This is a genomic window from Maritalea sp., assembly GCF_051251695.1.
Lineage (GTDB): Bacteria > Pseudomonadota > Alphaproteobacteria > Rhizobiales > Devosiaceae > Maritalea.
On sequence record NZ_JBPOEU010000007.1, the window covers coordinates 25,108 to 44,569 of the forward strand.

Genomic DNA, 19,462 nt, shown 5'->3' on the forward strand with positions numbered 1-19,462 from the left:
CATGTTCAAAACAATAGGCATCACAAGACTGATCAAAATTTCACTTCTTAGCGCAGCGCTGGGACTGGTGCCATCAACCCCAATTTTCGCTCAAGCAGCGGTTAGTACAAACCAAGCACAGCAAGCTGAGCAAGCAGCCGAAATTGCACGGTCCGTGTTGGGCCCACGCCAGCAAGTTGACGAAGCCTATGGCGCTTTTCAACGCGGGGCTTATCTCACTGCCCTCTCCCTCGCATTACCCCGAGCACAAAATGACGATGCCGCAGCGCAAACCCTAATTGCAGAACTATATGCAAACGGCTTGGGTGTGGGCCTAAACCATGCGCGCGCATCTTCTTGGTATGCATTGGCGGACAAAAATGGCGATCTGAACGCCACCTTTCAACTGGCATTGCTTTACCAGCAAGGTTTGGGCGTACCCAAGAACCGCAAAAAAGCCGCGGAGCTAACCAAGAAAGCCGCAGATGGGGGCATTACCGCCGCCAAGTATAATCTTGCTCAACTGTACGTTGAAGGTCGGTTCATCGAACCCGACCTAAGTACCGCCGCTCAATTATTTAAAGAAGCTGCCGACGCCAACATTGCCGAAGCCCAATATGATTATGGCAACATTCTAATTGCCGGAGCAGGTGTGCAACCCAACCTTGATGATGGCGTTTATTACATTGGCCTTGCGGCAGCCAATGGCAACATCGCCGCGATGGTTGAATATGCAACCTTTTTGACGCAAGGCCAAGGTGTGCCGCAAGATTTAGCACTCGGCGCTGTTTGGTATCAAAAAGCCGCTGAAGCCGGCAATCCAGTGGGGCAGGCCCGATTGGGCCGCGCTTTGGCAACGGGCAGCGGCGTTGAAAAGAACCTCGTCGAAGCCGCTAAGTGGCGCGCCCTTGCCCGCAGCCAGGGGCTGAGCGATGAAACGCTGAACCAAATGCTTGCGGATTTATCTGCAAGCGACGTGAAAAAGGGCGAAGAACTTGCCCGTATCTGGGCAAACCCTGCGGCCGCAAATTAAGCAAACCATTAGATTGCATGGGTGGCAAAGGCCCAATAGCCTTGCACAAAGGCCAATATTGGGGCAAAAGGCACCCCAACAGTAAATACCAGGCGGTTGAGCGAAAACAACGATCACCGAAAGACCAATCCGGAAAGACCACTAAAGATGAAACTGAACGGCAACGAAATTCGCCCTGGCAATGTTATTTTGCATAAAGACAGCCTGTGGGTTGCGGTAAAAACACAAAGTGTAAAGCCGGGCAAAGGCGGCGCGTTTGCGCAGGTTGAACTTAAAGACATCGTGTCTGGCACCAAGCTCAACCAACGTTTCCGCGCAGCAGAAACCGTTGAACGCGTTCAGCTTGAGCAAAAAGAATATCAGTTTCTTTATGCCCAAGGCGAAGATTTAGTGTTCATGGATATGGAAAGCTATGAGCAACTTGAGTTGCAAGCTGACTTTGTCGGCGACCGTGCTTCATTTTTGCAAGACGGCATGATGGTTGAAGTTGAAAGCTATGAAGGCAAAGCCCTTGGCGTGAAACTTCCCCAATTCGTGACGTTGGAAGTTAAAGAAACTGAGCCCGTTGTTAAAGGCCAGACCGCCGCAAACTCATTCAAACCAGCTGTGTTGGAAAATGGCGTAAAAGTCATGGTGCCACCTTTTGTTGGCGAAGGCGAAAAAATCGTCATCGACACCACAGAAGTCACCTATTCAAAACGCGCAGAATAGGGTCTAGACCCAAACCGCACTAAATTAAGGCTAAAACGTCATGGCACAATCTGCCCTTTTGACCATCATGACCGCAGCAGCACGCAAGGCTGCCCGTTCGCTCAAACGCGATTTCGGTGAAATTGAAAACTTGCAAGTTGCGCGCAAAGGCCCCGCAGATTTCGTTTCTGCTGCTGATCAACGCGCAGAAGAAGTGATTTTTGAAGAGCTACACCGGTCGCGCCCATCTTACAGTTTTCTAATGGAAGAACGCGGCGCAATCGAAGGTACCGACGGGCAACACCGCTGGATCGTTGACCCTTTGGACGGCACAACCAACTTCTTGCACTCCATCCCGATGTTTGCCGTTTCAATCGGTTTGGAACGAAATGGTGTGATGGTGGCTGGGGTAACTTACAACCCGATCACCGAAGAACTATTCTCAGCTGAACGCGGCTCTGGCGCTTATGTTAATAACCGCCGATTGCGGGTCGCTGGCCGAACGCACTTGGCCGATTGTGTTGCTGTAACCGGCATCAAACATACAGGCCGCACGGCTGAAGACACAAGAACAATCGCGCAAGTCGCAAAAATCAACCCAACAGTTGCAGGCATTCGTCGCACAGGTTCTGCTGCACTTGATATGGCCTATGTTGCCGCTGGTCGGTTCGACGTCATGTGGGAAACGGGCCTTATGCCATGGGATATCGCTGTGGGCATACTGATGATCCGAGAAGCCGGTGGCACCGCGACAGACATTGATGGCAAAGAACTAAAGCCAGAAAGCGGTTCTGTTTTGGTTGGCAATGAAAAAATACATGGCAAAATGCTTAAAGCGCTAAAAGCCGCATAAGCCAGATTGAACTGGACAAAAATTAAAAGCCTCGACATTTCCGTCGAGGCTTTTTTGTGCGCAAACATCAGTTTAATGTTGTGTTGAACCAATGGGGTAAAACTTGCCCCAATAGATTAGCTCTGCTTTGGCGTCGTATTAAAATCGCTCGCATCATGTCGCTCTGGAAGTTGCTCATCTGCTTCACCCCAACTGCGATTGACCATTTTACCGCGTTTAAATGCGGGGCGATCAAAGATTTCATCTGCCCAACGATTTAAGTTCTTGTAGCTTTTAACGTCTAAGAATTCCGCAGCGTCATAAACTTGCCCCTTGACCAAAGCCCCATACCAAGGCGCAGTGGCAATATCAGCGATTGTATATTCGTCACCAGCAAGATATGCGCGATCAGCCAAGTTGCGATCAAGAACATCAAGTTGGCGCTTCGCTTCCATTGCAAATCGGTTGATCGGGTATTCAAATTTTTCAGGCGCATAGGCATAAAAATGCCCGAAACCGCCGCCAAGATAAGGCGCTGAGCCTTGAAGCCAGAACAACCAATTCAGACATTCTGTGCGTGCGGCCAAGTCTTTAGGCAACAAAGCACCAAACTTCTCAGCCAAATACAGCAAAATAGCGCCGCTTTCAAAAACGCGAGAGCCGGTTGTTGTGTCAAGCAATGCAGGAATTTTGGAGTTCGGGTTTATGTCAACAAAACCACTGCCAAATTGGTCGCCTTCCTGAATATCGATCAGCCATGCATCATATTCCGCACCCGTATGACCAAGAGCTAAAAGCTCCTCCAGCATCACCGTGACTTTCACCCCATTGGGCGTTGCCAACGAATAGAGTTGAAGCGGATGCTTACCTGTTTTGAGCGTCTTCTCATGGGTCGATCCGGCAATCGGTCGGTTTGTGCTCGCAAATTTGCCGCCGTTTTCGGCATCCCATTTCCACACTTTTGCTGGTGTATATGTCATCATTTTTCCTTTTAGAGTATGGAGTTCATGTCCGCACATTGCTCTAACTCGGCATTGCAAAGCAACTCAAGAATAATTGATGCAAATGCATTCAAAGTTTGATTGAAAAGCTGAAGCGTCTCACCATCGCCTGCCTCTACTTATGCGAAACAGATGCGGGGAAATTTGGTTGTTAAAAGGATGGTTGTTGCTACGCAATCAACGCTCTAAAGCGCCTTTTCCCGCGATGATTTTATCGCGAAATTTTGCGATGCGTTTCAGGCGGGTCGCTGACTGCTTCGCCGAATTAAGGTTGATCGCATAACTTTTTCGACGACCAACGGTCAACCCGTAAAATGCTTCTGCCAGTTCCGGATCATCGTCGAGCGCCTCTACCAGTTCAACCGGCAAATCTGGTTCGCTATTGTCTTTGACGGGCCTGACATCGTTTTTCGCATAGTCAATTGCCTCGCCAAGATAGGCGCTCATGATCTGCTCCATCTCTTTGACTTGTTCGTTAGACGTAAAGCACATCATGTCAGGGTGTTTGGTATTCGGCCCTCTTCGTTCAAGCACCGCTTCAGTATCTTTCATCAGCGACGCGTTGAAGAATGTCAGCCGAAAATCAAGCCGAAAGGCACCAATGATCACGATGTTTCGCCCCTCATGCACGTAGCACGGGTGCCCCCACTTGACCGTTTCCTCAAGACCAGCAGCCAAACAAATTCGACGGAGATCTGTTAGACCATCAATCCACTTTCTGGTCGAACAATCCGGTGTGTCAAAACGTTCGCAGCGACCGCAGCCCTTGGAAAAATAGTCTTCAATCTTGGTGATCATCATATCTTTTGTCTCCACCTCAAAGCATTTGAACAGCCTAAACGAGCCTATCATTTTTGTTCAGACAGATGGCTTTCCGTGCCACTCTCTTTCCACTATCAATGTAAATACAAATCAAAAACAAAGAAAGCTGGCGCAAAATGTGGCAAGAAATATGGTCGACAGTGGTGGCTGAGTTTTCTGATATTCCGGACATTGAGACGGTGACCAAAATTACCGTTCGCGTATTGATCGCCGCAATACTTGGTGGAATTTTGGGGTATGAGCGCGAACGCAAATCCATTAGCGCCGGGGTGCGGACCCATATGCTGGTCGCTGTTGGTGCCGCCATTTTCACCATTGGACCGACCCAGGCGGGGATGTCACTGGATGATCTTTCCCGCGTTATACAAGGCGCCATTCAAGGCATTGGTTTTCTAGGTGCGGGCGCCATCATTGTTGGCACGTCAACGCGCAAAACCCAAGGGTTAACAACAGCCGCTAGTATTTGGGCTGCAGCAGGCATTGGCATCGCAGCAGGTTTGGGCGTGGAAGCAACCGCCGTTCTGTCGACAATTGTTGTTCTGTTTGTTCTGGCTGTCGTGCCGATTTTTGTGAAACGGGATCGAAAGGTTTCGGCTGATCCAGACGGCAAGACCGATAATCTAGATGACGACGCAAAAGACTGATTATATTACGTTTTCAATCAATAAACCCGACCGCCATTAATTGACGAAACTGAGTACAACATGCCCCTACCAATTGGCAAATCATTCAAAGACGCGGAAGTCGTAGATCTCTATCTCAAGCGCCCACCCTATCCGGCCAAGCTGTTTGATTTGCTGGTTGAACATGCACCCTCGACACAAAACGTGCTCGATTTAGGGTGCGGACATGGCAAAATCGCTCGGCCGCTGACGACACGCTTCCAAAACGTTACAGCAATTGATCCTTCAGCGCGCATGATCGCGTTGGGCAAAACATTGGAAAACGGCAAGGCCAAAAACCTCACCTGGACTGAGGACTATGCGGAAACGGCAAATCTTTCAGCTTCCTATGATGTCATCGTCGCCGCCCTGAGCATCCATTGGATGGATCACGCGACCCTGTTCCCCAAATTGCTAAAGCACGCAAAACCAAACCACCTCTTTGCCGTTATCGAAGGGGATCAACCTCACAACGCACCCTGGAAAAATGATTGGCACTCCTTTTTGGAAAAGTGGGTGCCTATAATGACCGAAAAGCCGTTTATTAAAAATGGTGGAAGTGGATTTTGGGACAAGTATTTGGAATATGTCGAGGTCAACGATGAATTTGAACTGATCTCAGATCCAATTGTACAATCGATCGATGATTTTATTCTCTGCCAACATTCACGCGACACATTTACCATTTCAAAACTGGGAGATAGGCGTGAACGGTTCGATGCTGAGCTGGGCGAGCTTTTAGCGAATTATGCTGATGAGAGCGGCAATTTGACCTTTAGAAGTTGCACCAAGTTAACAACGTCTCAAATAGCCACATAAACTGGCCTAGATAAAAATGGACCGGCCCCCGCGTCACAACAATACCACATCAATTTGATTTAGATATTGTCATGCCCAATTGCGATGACTAGAATCATAAGCTGGGAGCAATCGATCCGAGGGAAATATCGTTAATGGCGCAGTCATACGATCCATATCATCTTGCAAGTCCAACCGTATATCTTGTGAAGATGATCATCTTCCTGATTATTGTCGGCATGGTTGCTGTTATCATCGCGCCGCAACTGATCGAAGCGTTTTGGGCTAACCCCTTTATTAACATGGTTATTTTGGGTGCTTTGGCGATTGGCATCGTGTTGAGCTTCTTGCAAGTCATGCGCCTATACCCCGAAGTGAGATGGGTCAATTCGCTGCAATCAGGCAATATTGACGCCAATATCCGCCAGCCTGCCATGCTATTGCCGGTCGCGGTGATTTTGCGCGACAATTTGGGTGAAACCATTATCACCCCCTCATCCTTGCGCTCCATTCTTGATTCGGTGGGGAATCGGCTAGACGAAGCAAAAGACACGTCGCGTTATCTAACCAGCCTTTTGGTGTTTCTTGGCCTTCTGGGTACGTTCTACGGCCTGTTGCAAACCGTTGGGTCTGTTGGTGACGTAATCAAGTCCCTCGACATCACCGCCGGGGACAGCGGCAATTTGTTTTCCAACCTTAAAAACGGCCTTGAAGCCCCCTTGTCCGGCATGGGCACGGCGTTCGCCTCGTCTTTATTCGGCCTTTCGGGGTCATTGATTTTGGGCTTTTTAGACCTTCAAGCGGGCCAAGCGCAAAACGCATTTTATACAGATTTGGAAGACTGGATGTCCTCCATGACCGAACTTGACCACCCCATGACCCAAATGCAGGTGGATCAAATGGGCGCCGATGGCGCTGGCATGCAGGAAATGGTCGCCCAGTTGGGCGCGACAATGCAAAACTCATCCTCGTCGCAAAATGCCATACGCGCCATGGCCGAACTGGCCCATGGGTTGGACGGATTGACCAAAATCATCCGCCAACAACAAGATGATTTGCGCACCCACATTACGGACCAAGCCGCAAACAACCATAAAATGCGTGAACTTGTGGACGCGCTGCTCAACTCTGTTGAGCAAGACAACAGCCAAAAATCTGGCGACGACAAAGAGGGCAAATAGTCCATGGCGCGCGCAAGACGGCAGGCAAGACAAGACTATTGGCCCGGCTTCGTGGATGCGATGGCTAGTCTATTGCTGGTCATTATTTTCCTGCTGTCCGTGTTCATGCTGGCCCAGTTTTTCCTCAGCCAAGAGATTTTGGGCAAAGACAGCGCGCTCACAAGACTGAACAGTCAAATCGCTGAACTTACCGAGTTGTTGCAACTAGAACGCGCCAGTTCTGAAGATTTTGAAAGCACTATCGCTTCACTTTCAGCAACCCTTGCAGGCACCGAGAGCCAGCGCGATAGCCTGTTGCAACAATTATCAGGCTTAGGCTCTGGCACCGATGAAAAAGATAGCCAAATCGCCCAATTGGCCACCGACCTAACCTCACAAAAAGAAATCAGCGCAGAGGCCGCCGCGCAGGTGGCGTTGCTTAACCAACAATTATCCGCCCTGCGCTCGCAAATCGCCGCGCTTGAGGCCGCTCTAGGTTCATCCGAACTACGTGACAGCGAAAGCCGCACCCGCATCGCCGATTTAGGCCGACGCCTCAATTTGGCATTGGCCCAACGTGTGCAAGACCTGTCCAGATATCGGTCGGACTTTTTTGGCCAGTTGCGTGAAATCCTTGCTGGGCGCGATGACATCCGCATCGTGGGCGACCGGTTTGTGTTTCAGTCCGAAGTGCTGTTCAGCGCGGGTGACGCGGAAATTGCCGACGCAGGTTTAGACGACCTCACCGCCCTGGCCAACGCCATCAAACAACTTGAAACCCAAATCCCGCCCGAAATCCCTTGGGTTTTGCGGATTGACGGGCACACGGACAAACGTCCTATTAACACCCCCCGCTTCCCTTCAAACTGGGAACTTTCCGCCAGCCGGGCGATCTCCGTGGCGAAATATTTGGTCGAACAAGGCATTTCCCCCACCCGCTTGGTCGCCGCCGGATTTGGTGAGTTTCAACCCATCGACACCGGCGACACCGACGCAGCCTATCGCCGCAATCGGCGGATTGAGTTTAAGCTGACGGATTAAATTTTAGATCAACGGAGGCTCAATGCGCCTATATTCCAGATGGCAGAACTCCGCGGGCGAACGTGTGCGCATCGGCTTAAATCTAAAAGGCATAAATTGCGAATATGTGCCGATAAGTGGTCTTACCAAGCAGGAATATTTGCGCATCAATCCCCAAGGTTTACTGCCGACCCTCGAAGTCGGGGGGGAATTCATTGCCCAATCTTCTGCAATTTTAGAGTACTTGGAGGAAATGTTTCCGAAAAGGTCCTTCTTGCCGAGCGATCCAATAGTCAAAGCACAAGCTAGGGCCTTTGCGAACCACATCTCATCAGAAATGCACGCCCTAACTCAAATGCGCATTCAAAAAATGGTCGGCAAAGGTCCTGCAAAAAATTGGGTTCAGCATTGGCATGATGTTGGGTTCCACGCTCTAGAACAAACCGTACGACAACGAAACCTAAAAACAGATTTCTGTTTTGGGGACGAGCCAGGTTGGGCCGATCTACATTTGATCCCCCAACTGGCAAATGCTCGACGCTTTGGCGTCGATCTTGCTCCCTATCCCCTGCTTTTGGAGGTGGAAGCAAACTGCATCAAGCTTGAAGCATTCGTCAATGCTAGACCAGAAAATCAAACCGACTATCCGGGGTTCAAACCGAACGAATGACCACCTACCTTCGTCACCCTCGGGCTCGACCCGAGGGTCCATGATGGGCTTGCAACATTAAAAAGCGGGCGTGTTTAGACCCCATCCGTCATCCCCGCGTAGGCGGGGATCCAGACCGGAGCGAGCGCCAACATAAGCCATTCAATTTCAAACAAGCAGAAACTCACAACTGGATTCCCGCCTGCGCGGGAATGACGGCTTCGGCTTTTAATCGGGCGATATTGCTACAAATCGAAAGATGGCCAACCGCCGCCAGCACTTGAGTTGAACTCCCAATATAACGGCGAGTGGCTCTGTAGTGGCTTTGTTGAACGCATACGCGTGACTGAACCTTCCTAAAATCATTGTAGATTCATCAACCAATGTGGTTTGATCCCGGCTCAAGGCCGGGATGGTGCGGGGGGCGATGTGACGGATATAGCGACCATCTGATAAGCTGATAAGCTGATAGGCTGATAGGCTGATAGGCTGATGATATGGCTAACGGAACCATTTTCGCCAAGGAAATAACTCGACAATTCACCAAGCTATTCCACACGCGCCACCCCGCACTCGATGGGGGGTCTAGCGAAAAGTCACCTACTGCTGAAACTGCAATCTCGCCAATTCAGCGTAACGACCGCCCTTTTCGATCAACTGATCGTGGGTGCCCTGATCGATGACCTTGCCGTCTTCCAACACCAAAATACGATCAGCGTTTTTAATCGTCGCTAAACGATGCGCCACAACAAGGGTTGTGCGGCCAACCATCAAGCGTTCAAGGGCTTGTTGCACCTTGGTTTCGCTTTCAGCGTCCAATGCACTTGTGGCTTCATCAAGCAATAAAATCGGTGCGTCTTTAAGCAATGCACGGGCAATCGCCACGCGTTGTTTTTGCCCACCGGACAACATCACGCCACGTTCGCCGACAATGCTCTCATACCCGTGTTGAAGGCGTAGCACGAAGTCATCGACCATCGCTACTTTCGCGGCCTCGCGCACGTCCTCGTCGCTGGCATCGGGTTTACCGAACCGGATGTTATCCGCAATGGTGCCAGAGAACATGATCGCGTCTTGTTCCACATAGGCGAACCGTTTGCGCAGTTCGTTAAAGTCGGCATCGCGCACATCAACGCCGTCAACCCGCAATTGCCCGCCGGTGACGTCGTAAAAACGTTGCAACAAGGAAAATACCGTCGATTTTCCCGCGCCGGATGGGCCGACCAGTGCAACGGTTTCACCCGATTTCACATCAAAGCTAATGCCGTTCAAAACACTTTCATCATCGCGCGTCATATACTGAAAATGCACATCATCAAACGCAATAGTTGCCGGGCTTGGAACAGGCAATGGAACAGGGGATTGTGCTGCATCAATGCTTGGCTCCGTACCAAGAATTTCAGTAATCCGCTCAGTTGCACCCGCAACGGTTTGCAACGTGCCCAGAATTTCAGAAATACCGGTCAATGTTCCAGTTGCCAACATCGCATAGATGAGGAACTGGCTGAGTTCACCAACAGTGATCTGACCGGCGGACACCAATTGAGTGCCCAACCAAATAAGGCCAACAATGCCCGTAGCTGTAAGGAAAATCACAAAAGCGATCATCCCAGCGCGAACCAACAGACGTGACACTTCTGACTGATAGCTTGCTTCAGCATATTCGCCATATTCTTGATTGCGTTGACCTTCGCGGGTGAAGGCTTTGATGGTCTTAATTGCGCCAAATGTCTCGCTGGCCAGCGCTGCAAGGTCAGCAATTTTGTCTTGCTGTTTACGCGAAAGACCACGGATATATTTGCCCAACCAAACAACAGGGAAAACCAAAACGGGGATGATGATAACAACCGCACCAGCCAAATAAATGGAGGTGACAAACATCATAATCACCGAGCCAGCCAACATGACCCCGGAGCGCAATACCACCGGCAGGGCGCTATCGAGCGCACCACGCACAATGCCAACGTCTGATGTGATCCTGGAGATCAATTCACCAGTGCGGTTGGTGTCAAAAAACACCACATCCATATTCATCAAATGCGAAAAAACAGCACGTCGAATGTCGGTGATCACCCGCATGCCAATGACCGATATGAAATAGAATCGCGCAGCAGACGCAACAGCCAAAATGCCGGCAATCGCGATAATGCCGAGTGAGTAGGAGTTTACAACATCAAGGTTTTGCGTGACAAACCCCTCGTCAATTATGCTGCCCGCAAAATAGGGAATCGCTAATGCCGCGAACGCTGCGACAAGCAAAAACAGGGCCGTAAAGGTAAGTCGAATTGGATATTTCAGCACAAATGGCAACAGCGCCCTTAACGGCTGCGTAGAACTCGTACCGCTTTCCCTGTCAGACCTAAGAATAATCTTATCAAGGCGTGACTTATTATCAACGCGCGACTTATCCGCACGCGAACGCGTGTCCTTAGCCTGGTTGCTGGACATATCCGACATATTTGAAATCCCAATCGCAAATTACAGCGCTAAAATAGGTATTCGAGGCACCGAACTCAATAGGCATGTTCGCTTATTGCATGAATCGTCCAATCCGGCATCACGGCGCTTGCAGTTTGATCCAAGTTGGGTTAGAAACCGCCCAACTGTTTTCCATGAGGTGGACAACGAGGCGTTTTTTATGCCTTTTATGTCGGCAATCCTCAATATTTGAATTGAAGGCGCAACCAGATGAAAAAAGACATTCATCCAGATTACCACAAGATCAAAGTGGTTATGACAGACGGCACAGAATTCCACACACGTTCGACTTGGGGTTCTGAAAACGATACAATGCAGCTCGACATCGACCCAAACACTCATCCTGCTTGGACAGGTGGAACTGGCGAGTTGATGGACCGTGGCGGCCGTGTATCACGCTTTAAAGATAAGTATAAAGGCATTTTGGGCAGCTAAGCGCAGCTTCACATTGCTAACAAATTAAAAACCCGGCCTTGGTGCCGGGTTTTTTGTGTTCAATATTGTTATTTGAAAACCGCTACAGCTTAGCTTTCCGCCGGGCCGTCAAATGCGCTACGCAGTCGGGCAAGGTGCGAATTCACTGGATTTTGCGGTTCTGCCTGTTCAGCAGCGCCGCCGCGCTCCATCGCGTCAAGCGCGTGGATCCGCTTGTTCAACGAATCTGCTTTTTCAATCATTTGGCGCATTCTTTGTGGCAACTCGCTCCACATAGGCACATCTGTATCAGCCATTTTTGTGCTGAGTTCGACCCGCCGATCTTCCGATTGCGCTTCCAATTCTGTCAGCTCGCCTTCACGCACGGCGCGCTGCAGCAAAAGCCAGCTCGCCAATTGCATCAAACGTGTTGTTAATTGCATGGATTGGGACGCGTAAAGCAAAGATGCATCACGACCAAGTATTTTGCTCGCCGCGCGGCCTTCACCATCCAGATAGGCTGCCGCGTCCTCAACAAGCTTCATCCCTTCTCGATAAAGCGTATCAAAGCCACCTGTCGCAACAATGCGGGGGCCAATAGATTGAGCATCATTTGATTGATCGGATTGGGTCAATGTCCTTGCCGTCCTTATGCTTTTGTGACGCGTTCAATAGATCACATTTTGGTGTATTTGTTCGCTCGCTGCTACAGCAAACATACATGCAAACACTTAACAAACAAAATTCGGCTGTTTTATGAACAGGTAATGATGAGGGAAGGATATAACCGCTTAACGTTTCGGTAACCCGCCACTGATCAAAAAAAGAGCCGAATAAATCGGCTCTCGAAGTTAACAGGGAGGCGTCGAACAGAGAGTGAAAACCGCTCTGTCAGACCCAACAAATAGTTGGATAAGGAAAGATTAACCCAGAATGTTTAATGGAACCTTAACCAGAGTCATTTTCTTAACCGTCTTTTTTCAAAGGCTTGATCGGCCCAAATTTTAGGCTTCATAAAGCCGCTCAATCAGCTTGGCCAATTCAAGCAATTCCCGCTCCTGCCCTGCCTTTCCGATAAGCTGCGCGCCGATCGGCAGGCCTGCGCTAGAAGTACCTACTCTGATGGTCACGACGGGTAAGCCCAACAGCGAAACAGGCGTCGTGTAATATGTAACGCAATCCAAATAGCTTAGTTTACGTCCATCAACATCGAAATGGTGTTGGTAATCCCGTAGCCCGTTATGATCTGAACTTGGTGCAATATGTTTGAACGGCGCAACCGGGCATAGTGGCGCGAGGATTGCATCTACATGGTCCAATTGTTTTGCTCGTTCGCTTGTCAACTTCTTTTGCGCACTCAATGCATCAGCATAGTCTTTGCGATCATGTTTGTAGCCATCTTGCACAGGTTTCAAAAACCGAGGAGAACGCGCCTCAGCAGACCTGCCGAAAAACCGCGCCAGTTTGCGTTGAATGAAACTCATAAGCTCGCCAGTTTCAAATCCCATAATACGGCCGAACAGATGGGCTGAGCTCGTATCGAAGATGTTCTGAGAAAGACATTCAACTTGTAAGTTGCTCGCTTCCAGCTTTGCGCCGATTTTTTGAAAAATTGCGCCAGTGTCTTGATCTACCGGGTCTTCAAAACGTTGATCCCAAACCGCTATGCGATTTCCTTTTGCATTCAATTCTGAAAGTGCATCAGGCATTTGCTGATCACCACGTAAGGCACAAAACCCAAGCCATAAATCGTCCGCGGTTCGTGCAATCGGGCCTGGTCGCGCGAAATGCGCAAGCTTGCGGGCTGGATCGACCAGCATCCCGCCGGTCGGCAACGCACCTTCGGTTGGCAACAGGCTCATGACCCCGCAAAATCCCGCTGGAATACGCAATGAACCTGATAGGTCCGCGCCAATATCCAACAAGCTCATTCCAGACGCGACCGCTGCCGCGCTGCCACCAGAGCTCCCGCCCGTTGTGTACTCCAAATTGTGAGGATTGTTGGTTCGTACACCATTGCCACTCAAACACTGAAAATCCATTGCCAGCGGTGGCAAATTGGTTTTGCCAATAACCGTTGCGCCGCTATTCAATAGGTTTTGAATGCAGGTTGCGTTTTGTTTGGACGCAGCTCTGGGCAAGGTGCTCATGCCAAACTGGGCTGTTTTTCCTGCGACGTGAAACTGATCCTTCACGCTAACCGGCAAGCCCTTGAGCCAGCCATCACCTGACGGCTTTTCAATTGCAAAATACTGGGCGAAGGCGTTGATATCACCATCTTCGTTCTCATAGCGATCGGATAGATCGCGTAGCACCGTCTCAAGTTGCGTGTGATCTTTTTCCAACAGGTGGTGAATATCCACTGCACTGCGTTTTTCTATGCTCGTCATCAATTACTCCTATGTTGGGAGCAAATTATCAAACGCAGCGGCGCGTCGCTTTTCCAATCCTGCTTATTTGATTGGTAGCCAGACTTCGGCACTTTTTTCTGTTGGCTGATAGTTTTTAGGTGATTGAAAATAGACTTCAATCGGCCATTCATCGCGCAACTCAAAACCACTATGGCTGAGCACGAATTGGTAAGCGCGGTTCCATGTCTGATGCAGATATTGAAATTCACCAATATGAGGAAATTTCAGCCAACGCCCTTCCTCAAATCGCTGAACTTGTTCACTCCAATTCTGATCAATATCAGCGAAGCTAAAGGCACCAAAATGCCCATCGACCATTTGATCATTCATGCCCTGTGGGGATTTGGGGAAGGCACCTGTTGGCACCAAAACTTCATTTCCATTGGCGTTCAAGAAATCACCAATTTGTTGCACCACATTCTCATGGGCGAAAAATTGACCATCCGTTACCCCACGTTGGGATCGATAATAGAAGTTAAACGCACGCTCATTTGAAACATCATGTTCAATTTCAATTTTTTTGGTTCGCACTAGTTTTTTCGGGGCTTCAATCAAACGAGCGGCCGCATCTAGGTCCAGCACAGCCTGGCGAGGAGCCAAGCCAAATCGTTTTGAAAAGGCTGTTGTAAAAGACGCATGGCTTTCGTAACCAAGCCAAAGCGCCAAATCGATGAGCTTTTGCTCTTTGTTGGAAAGAAGAGATGAAAGGGCAATTTGCAGCCGCCGCGCATTGAAATATTCATGCGGGCTTTCGCCAGTTTGCGCCAAAAATATTCGGTGAAAGTGGTATTGGGAGGCACCCGACGCACGCGCCAAATCTTCCATTCGAGGTACAGTCAACGGGTCTTTGGAAAGATACTCGTCGATTATCACCATCCCGCGCTGAACCTGACGGCGATGCAGTTCAATCCGTGACATGCAATTGTTCCAAAAGGGCGAATGCTCGCGTTTATTTGCCTAAATCAGGATTTAAAAGTCGGGGAAATTGTGATTGAAATACCTCGTTCATACCGTTGCTCGGTAGCTTGCCTTCTGCTCTTTGCTGCGCATCTGCTGCAAGTTTTACACGCTGCATTTCATCAAACAATATCACCAGCCGTGCTTCTAACTCTTGAGCCGACATGCCTTCAAGCGACATGCCAATATTATGGGTGTGCGGTATAGTGTTCATCTTCAATTCCCCAACGGTCTGTGCGTAGAGCCAACGCAAATCAACAAGCACAACCTCAAAACTTAAACACCGCATCCGCTGCGTTTTTGCTTTTGTTCTTTACGATAATTTCCGCTTTTAAACGGTCGATTTCGCGTTCCAGCAGTAAAATTCTTTCCGCCAACTCATCAACAGATATCGCATCAAGAGACATACCAAGCTCGTGCAACATTGATTTTGAAACCTCATCACCATCCATAATCACCTCTCCCCTGGTTGTTTCTATCTGCGATCCGCAAAATAATGTGATAAGAATCATCATTGGGGCAACACCCAATTTGAAAAAATACGCTTGTTTTAAAAAGAACTCTTGAAAAATTGAGACCTCCACATGACCGAAAAGACAATGCAGGCAATTTCCATTGAGCAACCAGGTGGGCCAGAAGTGCTCAAATTGGTCGAAGCCCCCATGCCTTATGCATATGAGGGTGAAGTCTTAATCAAAGTGCATGCTGCGGGGGTAAACCGCCCGGACATTTTGCAGCGTATGGGCGCTTATCCGCCCCCGAAAGACGCCTCCCCGCTCCCCGGTTTGGAAGTTGCTGGCATTGTTGAAAAAGTTGGGCGCGGCGTCACCAACCTAAAAGAAGGCGATCAAGTGATCGCCCTGTGCAATGGCGGCGGATATGCTGAATATGTAGCCGTTCCTGCAGGTCAAGTTCTGCCCCTGCCCAACGGCTGGACAATGACTGAAGGCGCAGCATTGCCCGAAACTTTGTTCACAGTTCAGCAAACCATGATTGATCGGGCGGGACTTGAGAGCGGGCAAACCGTTCTCATCCATGGTGGTGCAGGCGGCATTGGCGCGGCAGCTATCCAATTGGCAAAACTGAAAGATTGTTTCGTGCTCGCCACAGCTTCGAGCGAAGAAAAACTGGACTATGTTCGGTCAGTAGGTGCCGATATTGCAATCAACTATCTAACAGAAGATTTTGTTGAAAAAACCAAAACTGCCACCAAAGATAAAGGCGCAAATGTCATTCTTGATATTATCGGGTCTGACTATGTAGATCGCAATATCCGGGCTGCTGCTATTGAAGGCACTATAGTGCAACTGGCCAATTTGGGTGGCCGCGAAGCAACGATAACGATGGGGTTGGTCGTTGCAAAACGCCTAACCATTTTCGGCTCGACCCTTCGTGCGCAACCCAATGAGGTAAAAGAAAACATCGCCAACAATATGAAATCTCAAATTTGGCCCGCGCTTGAAAGTGGCAAGTTTATCAAACCCAAAATTTCAACCTATGAGTTACAAGACGCTTCGGCGGCCCATCGGGATATGGATGCTGGCGATCATTTTGGTAAAATCGTTTTGCGTACCAGCGCAAACACCGATGTGCGAAATGATTAATTAAGATTGCATTTTGACCAATTGAGCGCTATATGACACCTAAATTCCCCATCAGTTTTACATTTTGAGGGGCGTGCAAGGTGACCAAAAGCCTCGCACCCGAGGAAAGAGATTATTATGGCCACACAACTTCTTATGCCCAAAGCCACAGCCGTTTGGTTGGTGGACAATACAGGGCTTACATTTGATCAGATCGCTGCGTTTTGCAGCCTGCACCCCCTAGAAGTGCAAGGCATTGCCGATGGTGATGTTGCTGGTGGCATTAAGGGTGTGAACCCGATTCAGAACGATCAATTGACCAAAGAAGAAATTGAAAAAGCTGAAGCCGACAGCGCACACCGCATGGTACTTTCAAGCCCGAAAACAATTGTGCCTGTCCCTAAGCGTCGTGGCCCTCGCTACACACCAGTTTCAAAACGCCAAGAAAAGCCAAATGCTATTCTTTGGATCGTGCGCAACCATCCAGAACTTAAAGACGCACAGATCATGCGTCTTGTGGGCACAACAAAACCAACCATTGAATCGGTTCGTGAGCGCTCACACTGGAACGCAAGCAATCAAACACCGGCTGACCCGGTAACCTTGGGGCTATGTACCCAGGTCGAATTGGACATGGAAGTGCGTAAAGCTGCAAAAGATTTGCCACCCGAAGAAGCACGCGCCGAAGATTCTGGTTTGCTCACAGCAGAAGAAGCCATGGCAACTGTGCCGGCAAAACCTATTTTCGACCAAGGGTTCTTGGATCCGCAACCTTCTGTTCTTGGCAATGACCGAAATTCAGAGCCAGAATATGACGCGGACAGCGTGTTTTCTGGCCTTACATCTACAAAAAATGACGACGACGCATAAAATGCGACGCATATTTAGCTGATCTTAAAACGGATCTGCCATGGTTGCCTCAATCGGAGGAAATTATGGCGGGTCCGTTTTTTATTTGGCGAACAACTATTGTTCTAGTAGCGCAAAGGGCGACTGCTAATGGAACATAGTTTTCTGGTTGCCTGTTTCATCTTTTTGTCTGCTGCCGTTATTGTGGTGCCCTTAGCAAAGGTCACTGGGCTTGGCCCCGTTCTTGGCTATTTGCTGGCTGGCGTTCTGATCGGCCCTTATGCATTGGGCTTGGTTGCAGACCCCGAAACCATTTTGCATTTTTCTGAATTCGGCGTTGTGATGATGTTGTTCCTGATCGGTTTGGAACTACAGCCCCGCGAATTTTGGAACATGCGTGTCAGATTAGTTGGCTTGGGCCTGCCTCAAGTCATCATCACCGCCGCATTGATCGCCGGAATTGGCATATTTGTCGGCTTACAATGGCAATCCGCCACCGTTATGGGGCTGGGTTTAGCGCTCTCCTCAACCGCCATTGTACTAAAAATCATCGACGAACGCTCCATCATGGAACGCAGCGTTGGCCGGTCCGCATTTTCTGTTTTACTGGTGCAAGATGTGGCGGTTATCCCTTTTCTTGCCGTCATCCCCTTTTTGGTGATACCAGAACTGGCAGCAATGACCACCACCGATGCACATGCCACGGACCTGGTTACAGAATCAGGTTGGCAATCCGGTTCTCGCGTCGCACTTGTTTTTTCTTCCATGTATTTAGCCGGGCGTTACATGTTGCGCCCTGTATTGCGTTTCATCGCCAAAACTGGCGTTCGGGAAATTTTCACCGCGCTCTCATTGTTGCTTGTTGTGGCGGCTGCCCTGTTGATGGATTGGATCAATCTTTCCCCAGCGCTTGGTGCCTTTATGATCGGCGTCATTTTGGCGGACAGCGAATACCGGCATGAACTGGAAAGCAATCTTGATCCATTTAAAGGTCTGTTTTTGGGGCTATTTTTCATCTCGGTGGGCATGTCGATCGAGTTTTCAGTTTTCCTCAACAATGCATGGCTTATCCTGTTGCTTGTGGCCGCACTGGCGATCATAAAATTCGGCGTTCTTTATGGCCTTGCCTCGATTTTCAAGTTTCATATTGCAGATAAGTTATTGTTTGCAACGCTACTCGCTCAAGGGGGTGAATTTGCATTTGTGCTGTTCCAGTTTGCACTAGGCGCTGGGGCACTTAGCCCGGATTTGGCCAGCCTGCTCAATGTCATCGTCGCCCTGTCGATGATCATCACACCCATTTTGCTGATTGTTTTTGACCGCATCGTTACCCCACATTTAAGTTCGCTACAGTCAACGCCAAGCCAAGCTGATGATGATATTAGCGTGCGCAACCGCGTGATTGTTTTGGGCTATGGCCGGTTCGGCCAAATCGTAACGCGCCTTCTAACCGCCCAAGGGTTTGAAGCAACCTTGATTGACCATGATCCAGAGCAGATCGAATTGATGAAAAAATTCGATGCCAAAGTGTTTTACGGCGATGCGCGGCGTTTAGAGGTTCTTCAGTCCGCCGGCGCACACAAAGCCGAGATTATGATCATCTCCATTCACAACCCAGAAATTGTTTCCGAGATCGCGGCGATGGTGCATAAACAATTTCCAAACATCAAAATTTTCGCGCGCGCTGGCGGTCGTAATCACGCCCATGACCTTATGGATATCGGCGTTCACGCTTTTGAACGCGATACATTTCATTCCGCATTGCAATTGGGCATTGGGGCGCTCATGTCCCTTGGATATACCCAAGCAAGAGCAAGGAAATTAGCAGCCACATTTGCTCAACACGATGTGGAAATGCTGCATGAAGCCTATCAGCTGCGCGGCGACGACGAAGCCATGATAGGCCACGTCAAATCCGCCCGAGAATTACTCGCCCAGGTCATGCAAGCAGATCTGGACGAGTTTGATGCGGAACTTGACGCAACCAGCAAGGGCGCTAAAACTACGGCGGAAAAATAAACACCGATGCATCAAATGCCATGAGGAAAAGAGAAACATCGTGGCCAATGACACTGTTCAACCGGATTGTGCCCAGCTTTTGATTGAACTTTCGAAACGGGTAAT

At 49.4% G+C, this 19,462-nt stretch carries 20 protein-coding genes; 12 read left to right on the plus strand and 8 right to left on the minus strand.

The features are described 5' to 3' along the window. Position 1: 1 nt before the first annotated feature. The 3 genes from ACSHWX_RS05370 (at position 2) to ACSHWX_RS05380 (ending at position 2,555) form a co-directional block, all read left to right on the plus strand. On the plus strand, positions 2–1,012 hold the full coding sequence (locus ACSHWX_RS05370) for a tetratricopeptide repeat protein (protein ID WP_435667165.1): 1,011 nt from the start codon (positions 2–4) through the stop codon (positions 1,010–1,012). A gap of 147 nt (positions 1,013–1,159) precedes the next feature. Beyond that, on the plus strand, positions 1,160–1,723 hold the full coding sequence (gene efp / locus ACSHWX_RS05375) for an elongation factor P (protein WP_435667166.1): 564 nt from the start codon (positions 1,160–1,162) through the stop codon (positions 1,721–1,723). A 40-nt stretch (positions 1,724–1,763) separates the two neighbouring features. Continuing rightward, on the plus strand, positions 1,764–2,555 hold the full coding sequence (locus tag ACSHWX_RS05380; RefSeq protein WP_435667167.1) for an inositol monophosphatase family protein: 792 nt from the start codon (positions 1,764–1,766) through the stop codon (positions 2,553–2,555). A 116-nt stretch (positions 2,556–2,671) separates the two neighbouring features. On the opposite strand, the gene yghU is transcribed toward ACSHWX_RS05380, so the two are convergent. Then, positions 2,672–3,514 (minus strand): glutathione-dependent disulfide-bond oxidoreductase, encoded by an 843-nt coding sequence (gene yghU, locus ACSHWX_RS05385; RefSeq protein ID WP_435667168.1) that lies wholly within the window; start codon positions 3,512–3,514, stop codon positions 2,672–2,674. A gap of 198 nt (positions 3,515–3,712) precedes the next feature. Continuing rightward, complete coding sequence (locus tag ACSHWX_RS05390) at positions 3,713–4,333, minus strand: YdeI/OmpD-associated family protein (protein ID WP_435667282.1); 621 nt, start codon at positions 4,331–4,333, stop codon at positions 3,713–3,715. Positions 4,334–4,473: 140 nt separating this feature from the next. On the opposite strand from ACSHWX_RS05390, the gene ACSHWX_RS05395 reads away from it, so the two are divergent. From ACSHWX_RS05395 to maiA, 5 genes are all read left to right on the plus strand, one after another. Then, complete coding sequence (locus tag ACSHWX_RS05395) at positions 4,474–5,001, plus strand: MgtC/SapB family protein (RefSeq protein ID WP_435667169.1); 528 nt, start codon at positions 4,474–4,476, stop codon at positions 4,999–5,001. Between the two features lie 60 nt (positions 5,002–5,061). After that, positions 5,062–5,838 (plus strand): class I SAM-dependent methyltransferase, encoded by a 777-nt coding sequence (locus tag ACSHWX_RS05400; RefSeq protein ID WP_435667170.1) that lies wholly within the window; start codon positions 5,062–5,064, stop codon positions 5,836–5,838. Positions 5,839–5,972: 134 nt separating this feature from the next. Continuing rightward, positions 5,973–6,998 (plus strand): flagellar motor protein MotA, encoded by a 1,026-nt coding sequence (locus tag ACSHWX_RS05405; protein ID WP_435667171.1) that lies wholly within the window; start codon positions 5,973–5,975, stop codon positions 6,996–6,998. Positions 6,999–7,001: 3 nt separating this feature from the next. Beyond that, positions 7,002–8,018, plus strand: a complete 1,017-nt coding sequence (locus tag ACSHWX_RS05410; RefSeq protein WP_435667172.1) for a peptidoglycan -binding protein — start codon at positions 7,002–7,004, stop codon at positions 8,016–8,018. Positions 8,019–8,040: 22 nt separating this feature from the next. After that, positions 8,041–8,667: a maleylacetoacetate isomerase gene (gene maiA / locus ACSHWX_RS05415; protein WP_435667173.1), complete on the plus strand. Its 627-nt coding sequence runs from the start codon at positions 8,041–8,043 to the stop codon at positions 8,665–8,667. A gap of 579 nt (positions 8,668–9,246) precedes the next feature. On the opposite strand, the gene ACSHWX_RS05420 is transcribed toward maiA, so the two are convergent. Next, positions 9,247–11,103, minus strand: coding sequence for an ABC transporter transmembrane domain-containing protein (locus tag ACSHWX_RS05420; protein ID WP_435667174.1), 1,857 nt, complete (start codon positions 11,101–11,103; stop codon positions 9,247–9,249). Between the two features lie 231 nt (positions 11,104–11,334). Here ACSHWX_RS05420 and rpmE point away from each other — a divergent pair, with 231 nt between their 5' ends. Then, positions 11,335–11,559 carry a 50S ribosomal protein L31 gene (gene rpmE / locus ACSHWX_RS05425; RefSeq protein ID WP_435667175.1) on the plus strand — a complete coding sequence of 75 codons (225 nt, stop codon included), beginning with the start codon at positions 11,335–11,337 and terminating at the stop codon, positions 11,557–11,559. An 89-nt stretch (positions 11,560–11,648) separates the two neighbouring features. Here rpmE and rcdA read toward each other — a convergent pair whose 3' ends face one another. The 5 genes from rcdA to ACSHWX_RS05450 all read right to left on the minus strand — a co-directional run bounded on the left by rcdA (position 11,649) and on the right by ACSHWX_RS05450 (position 15,358). Beyond that, positions 11,649–12,173 carry a protease adaptor protein RcdA gene (rcdA, locus tag ACSHWX_RS05430; protein ID WP_435667176.1) on the minus strand — a complete coding sequence of 175 codons (525 nt, stop codon included), beginning with the start codon at positions 12,171–12,173 and terminating at the stop codon, positions 11,649–11,651. A gap of 369 nt (positions 12,174–12,542) precedes the next feature. Next, complete coding sequence (locus tag ACSHWX_RS05435; protein WP_435667177.1) at positions 12,543–13,928, minus strand: amidase; 1,386 nt, start codon at positions 13,926–13,928, stop codon at positions 12,543–12,545. Positions 13,929–13,991: 63 nt separating this feature from the next. Continuing rightward, a complete protein-coding gene (locus tag ACSHWX_RS05440; RefSeq protein WP_435667178.1) occupies positions 13,992–14,867 on the minus strand; it encodes an AraC family transcriptional regulator in 876 nt (291 codons plus the stop codon). Positions 14,868–14,898: 31 nt separating this feature from the next. Beyond that, the gene (locus tag ACSHWX_RS05445; protein WP_435667179.1) at positions 14,899–15,120 is read right to left on the minus strand and encodes a hypothetical protein; all 222 of its coding nucleotides are present in this window, start codon (positions 15,118–15,120) and stop codon (positions 14,899–14,901) included. A gap of 55 nt (positions 15,121–15,175) precedes the next feature. After that, positions 15,176–15,358, minus strand: coding sequence for a DUF1192 domain-containing protein (locus tag ACSHWX_RS05450; protein WP_435667180.1), 183 nt, complete (start codon positions 15,356–15,358; stop codon positions 15,176–15,178). Between the two features lie 132 nt (positions 15,359–15,490). Between ACSHWX_RS05450 and ACSHWX_RS05455 the strand changes: the two genes are divergently transcribed. The 3 genes from ACSHWX_RS05455 (at position 15,491) to ACSHWX_RS05465 (ending at position 19,357) form a co-directional block, all read left to right on the plus strand. After that, positions 15,491–16,510 carry an NAD(P)H-quinone oxidoreductase gene (locus ACSHWX_RS05455; protein ID WP_435667181.1) on the plus strand — a complete coding sequence of 340 codons (1,020 nt, stop codon included), beginning with the start codon at positions 15,491–15,493 and terminating at the stop codon, positions 16,508–16,510. A gap of 117 nt (positions 16,511–16,627) precedes the next feature. Then, complete coding sequence (locus tag ACSHWX_RS05460) at positions 16,628–17,359, plus strand: DUF1013 domain-containing protein (RefSeq protein WP_435667182.1); 732 nt, start codon at positions 16,628–16,630, stop codon at positions 17,357–17,359. Positions 17,360–17,488: 129 nt separating this feature from the next. Continuing rightward, positions 17,489–19,357: a monovalent cation:proton antiporter-2 (CPA2) family protein gene (locus ACSHWX_RS05465; protein WP_435667183.1), complete on the plus strand. Its 1,869-nt coding sequence runs from the start codon at positions 17,489–17,491 to the stop codon at positions 19,355–19,357. Positions 19,358–19,462: the final 105 nt, after the last annotated feature.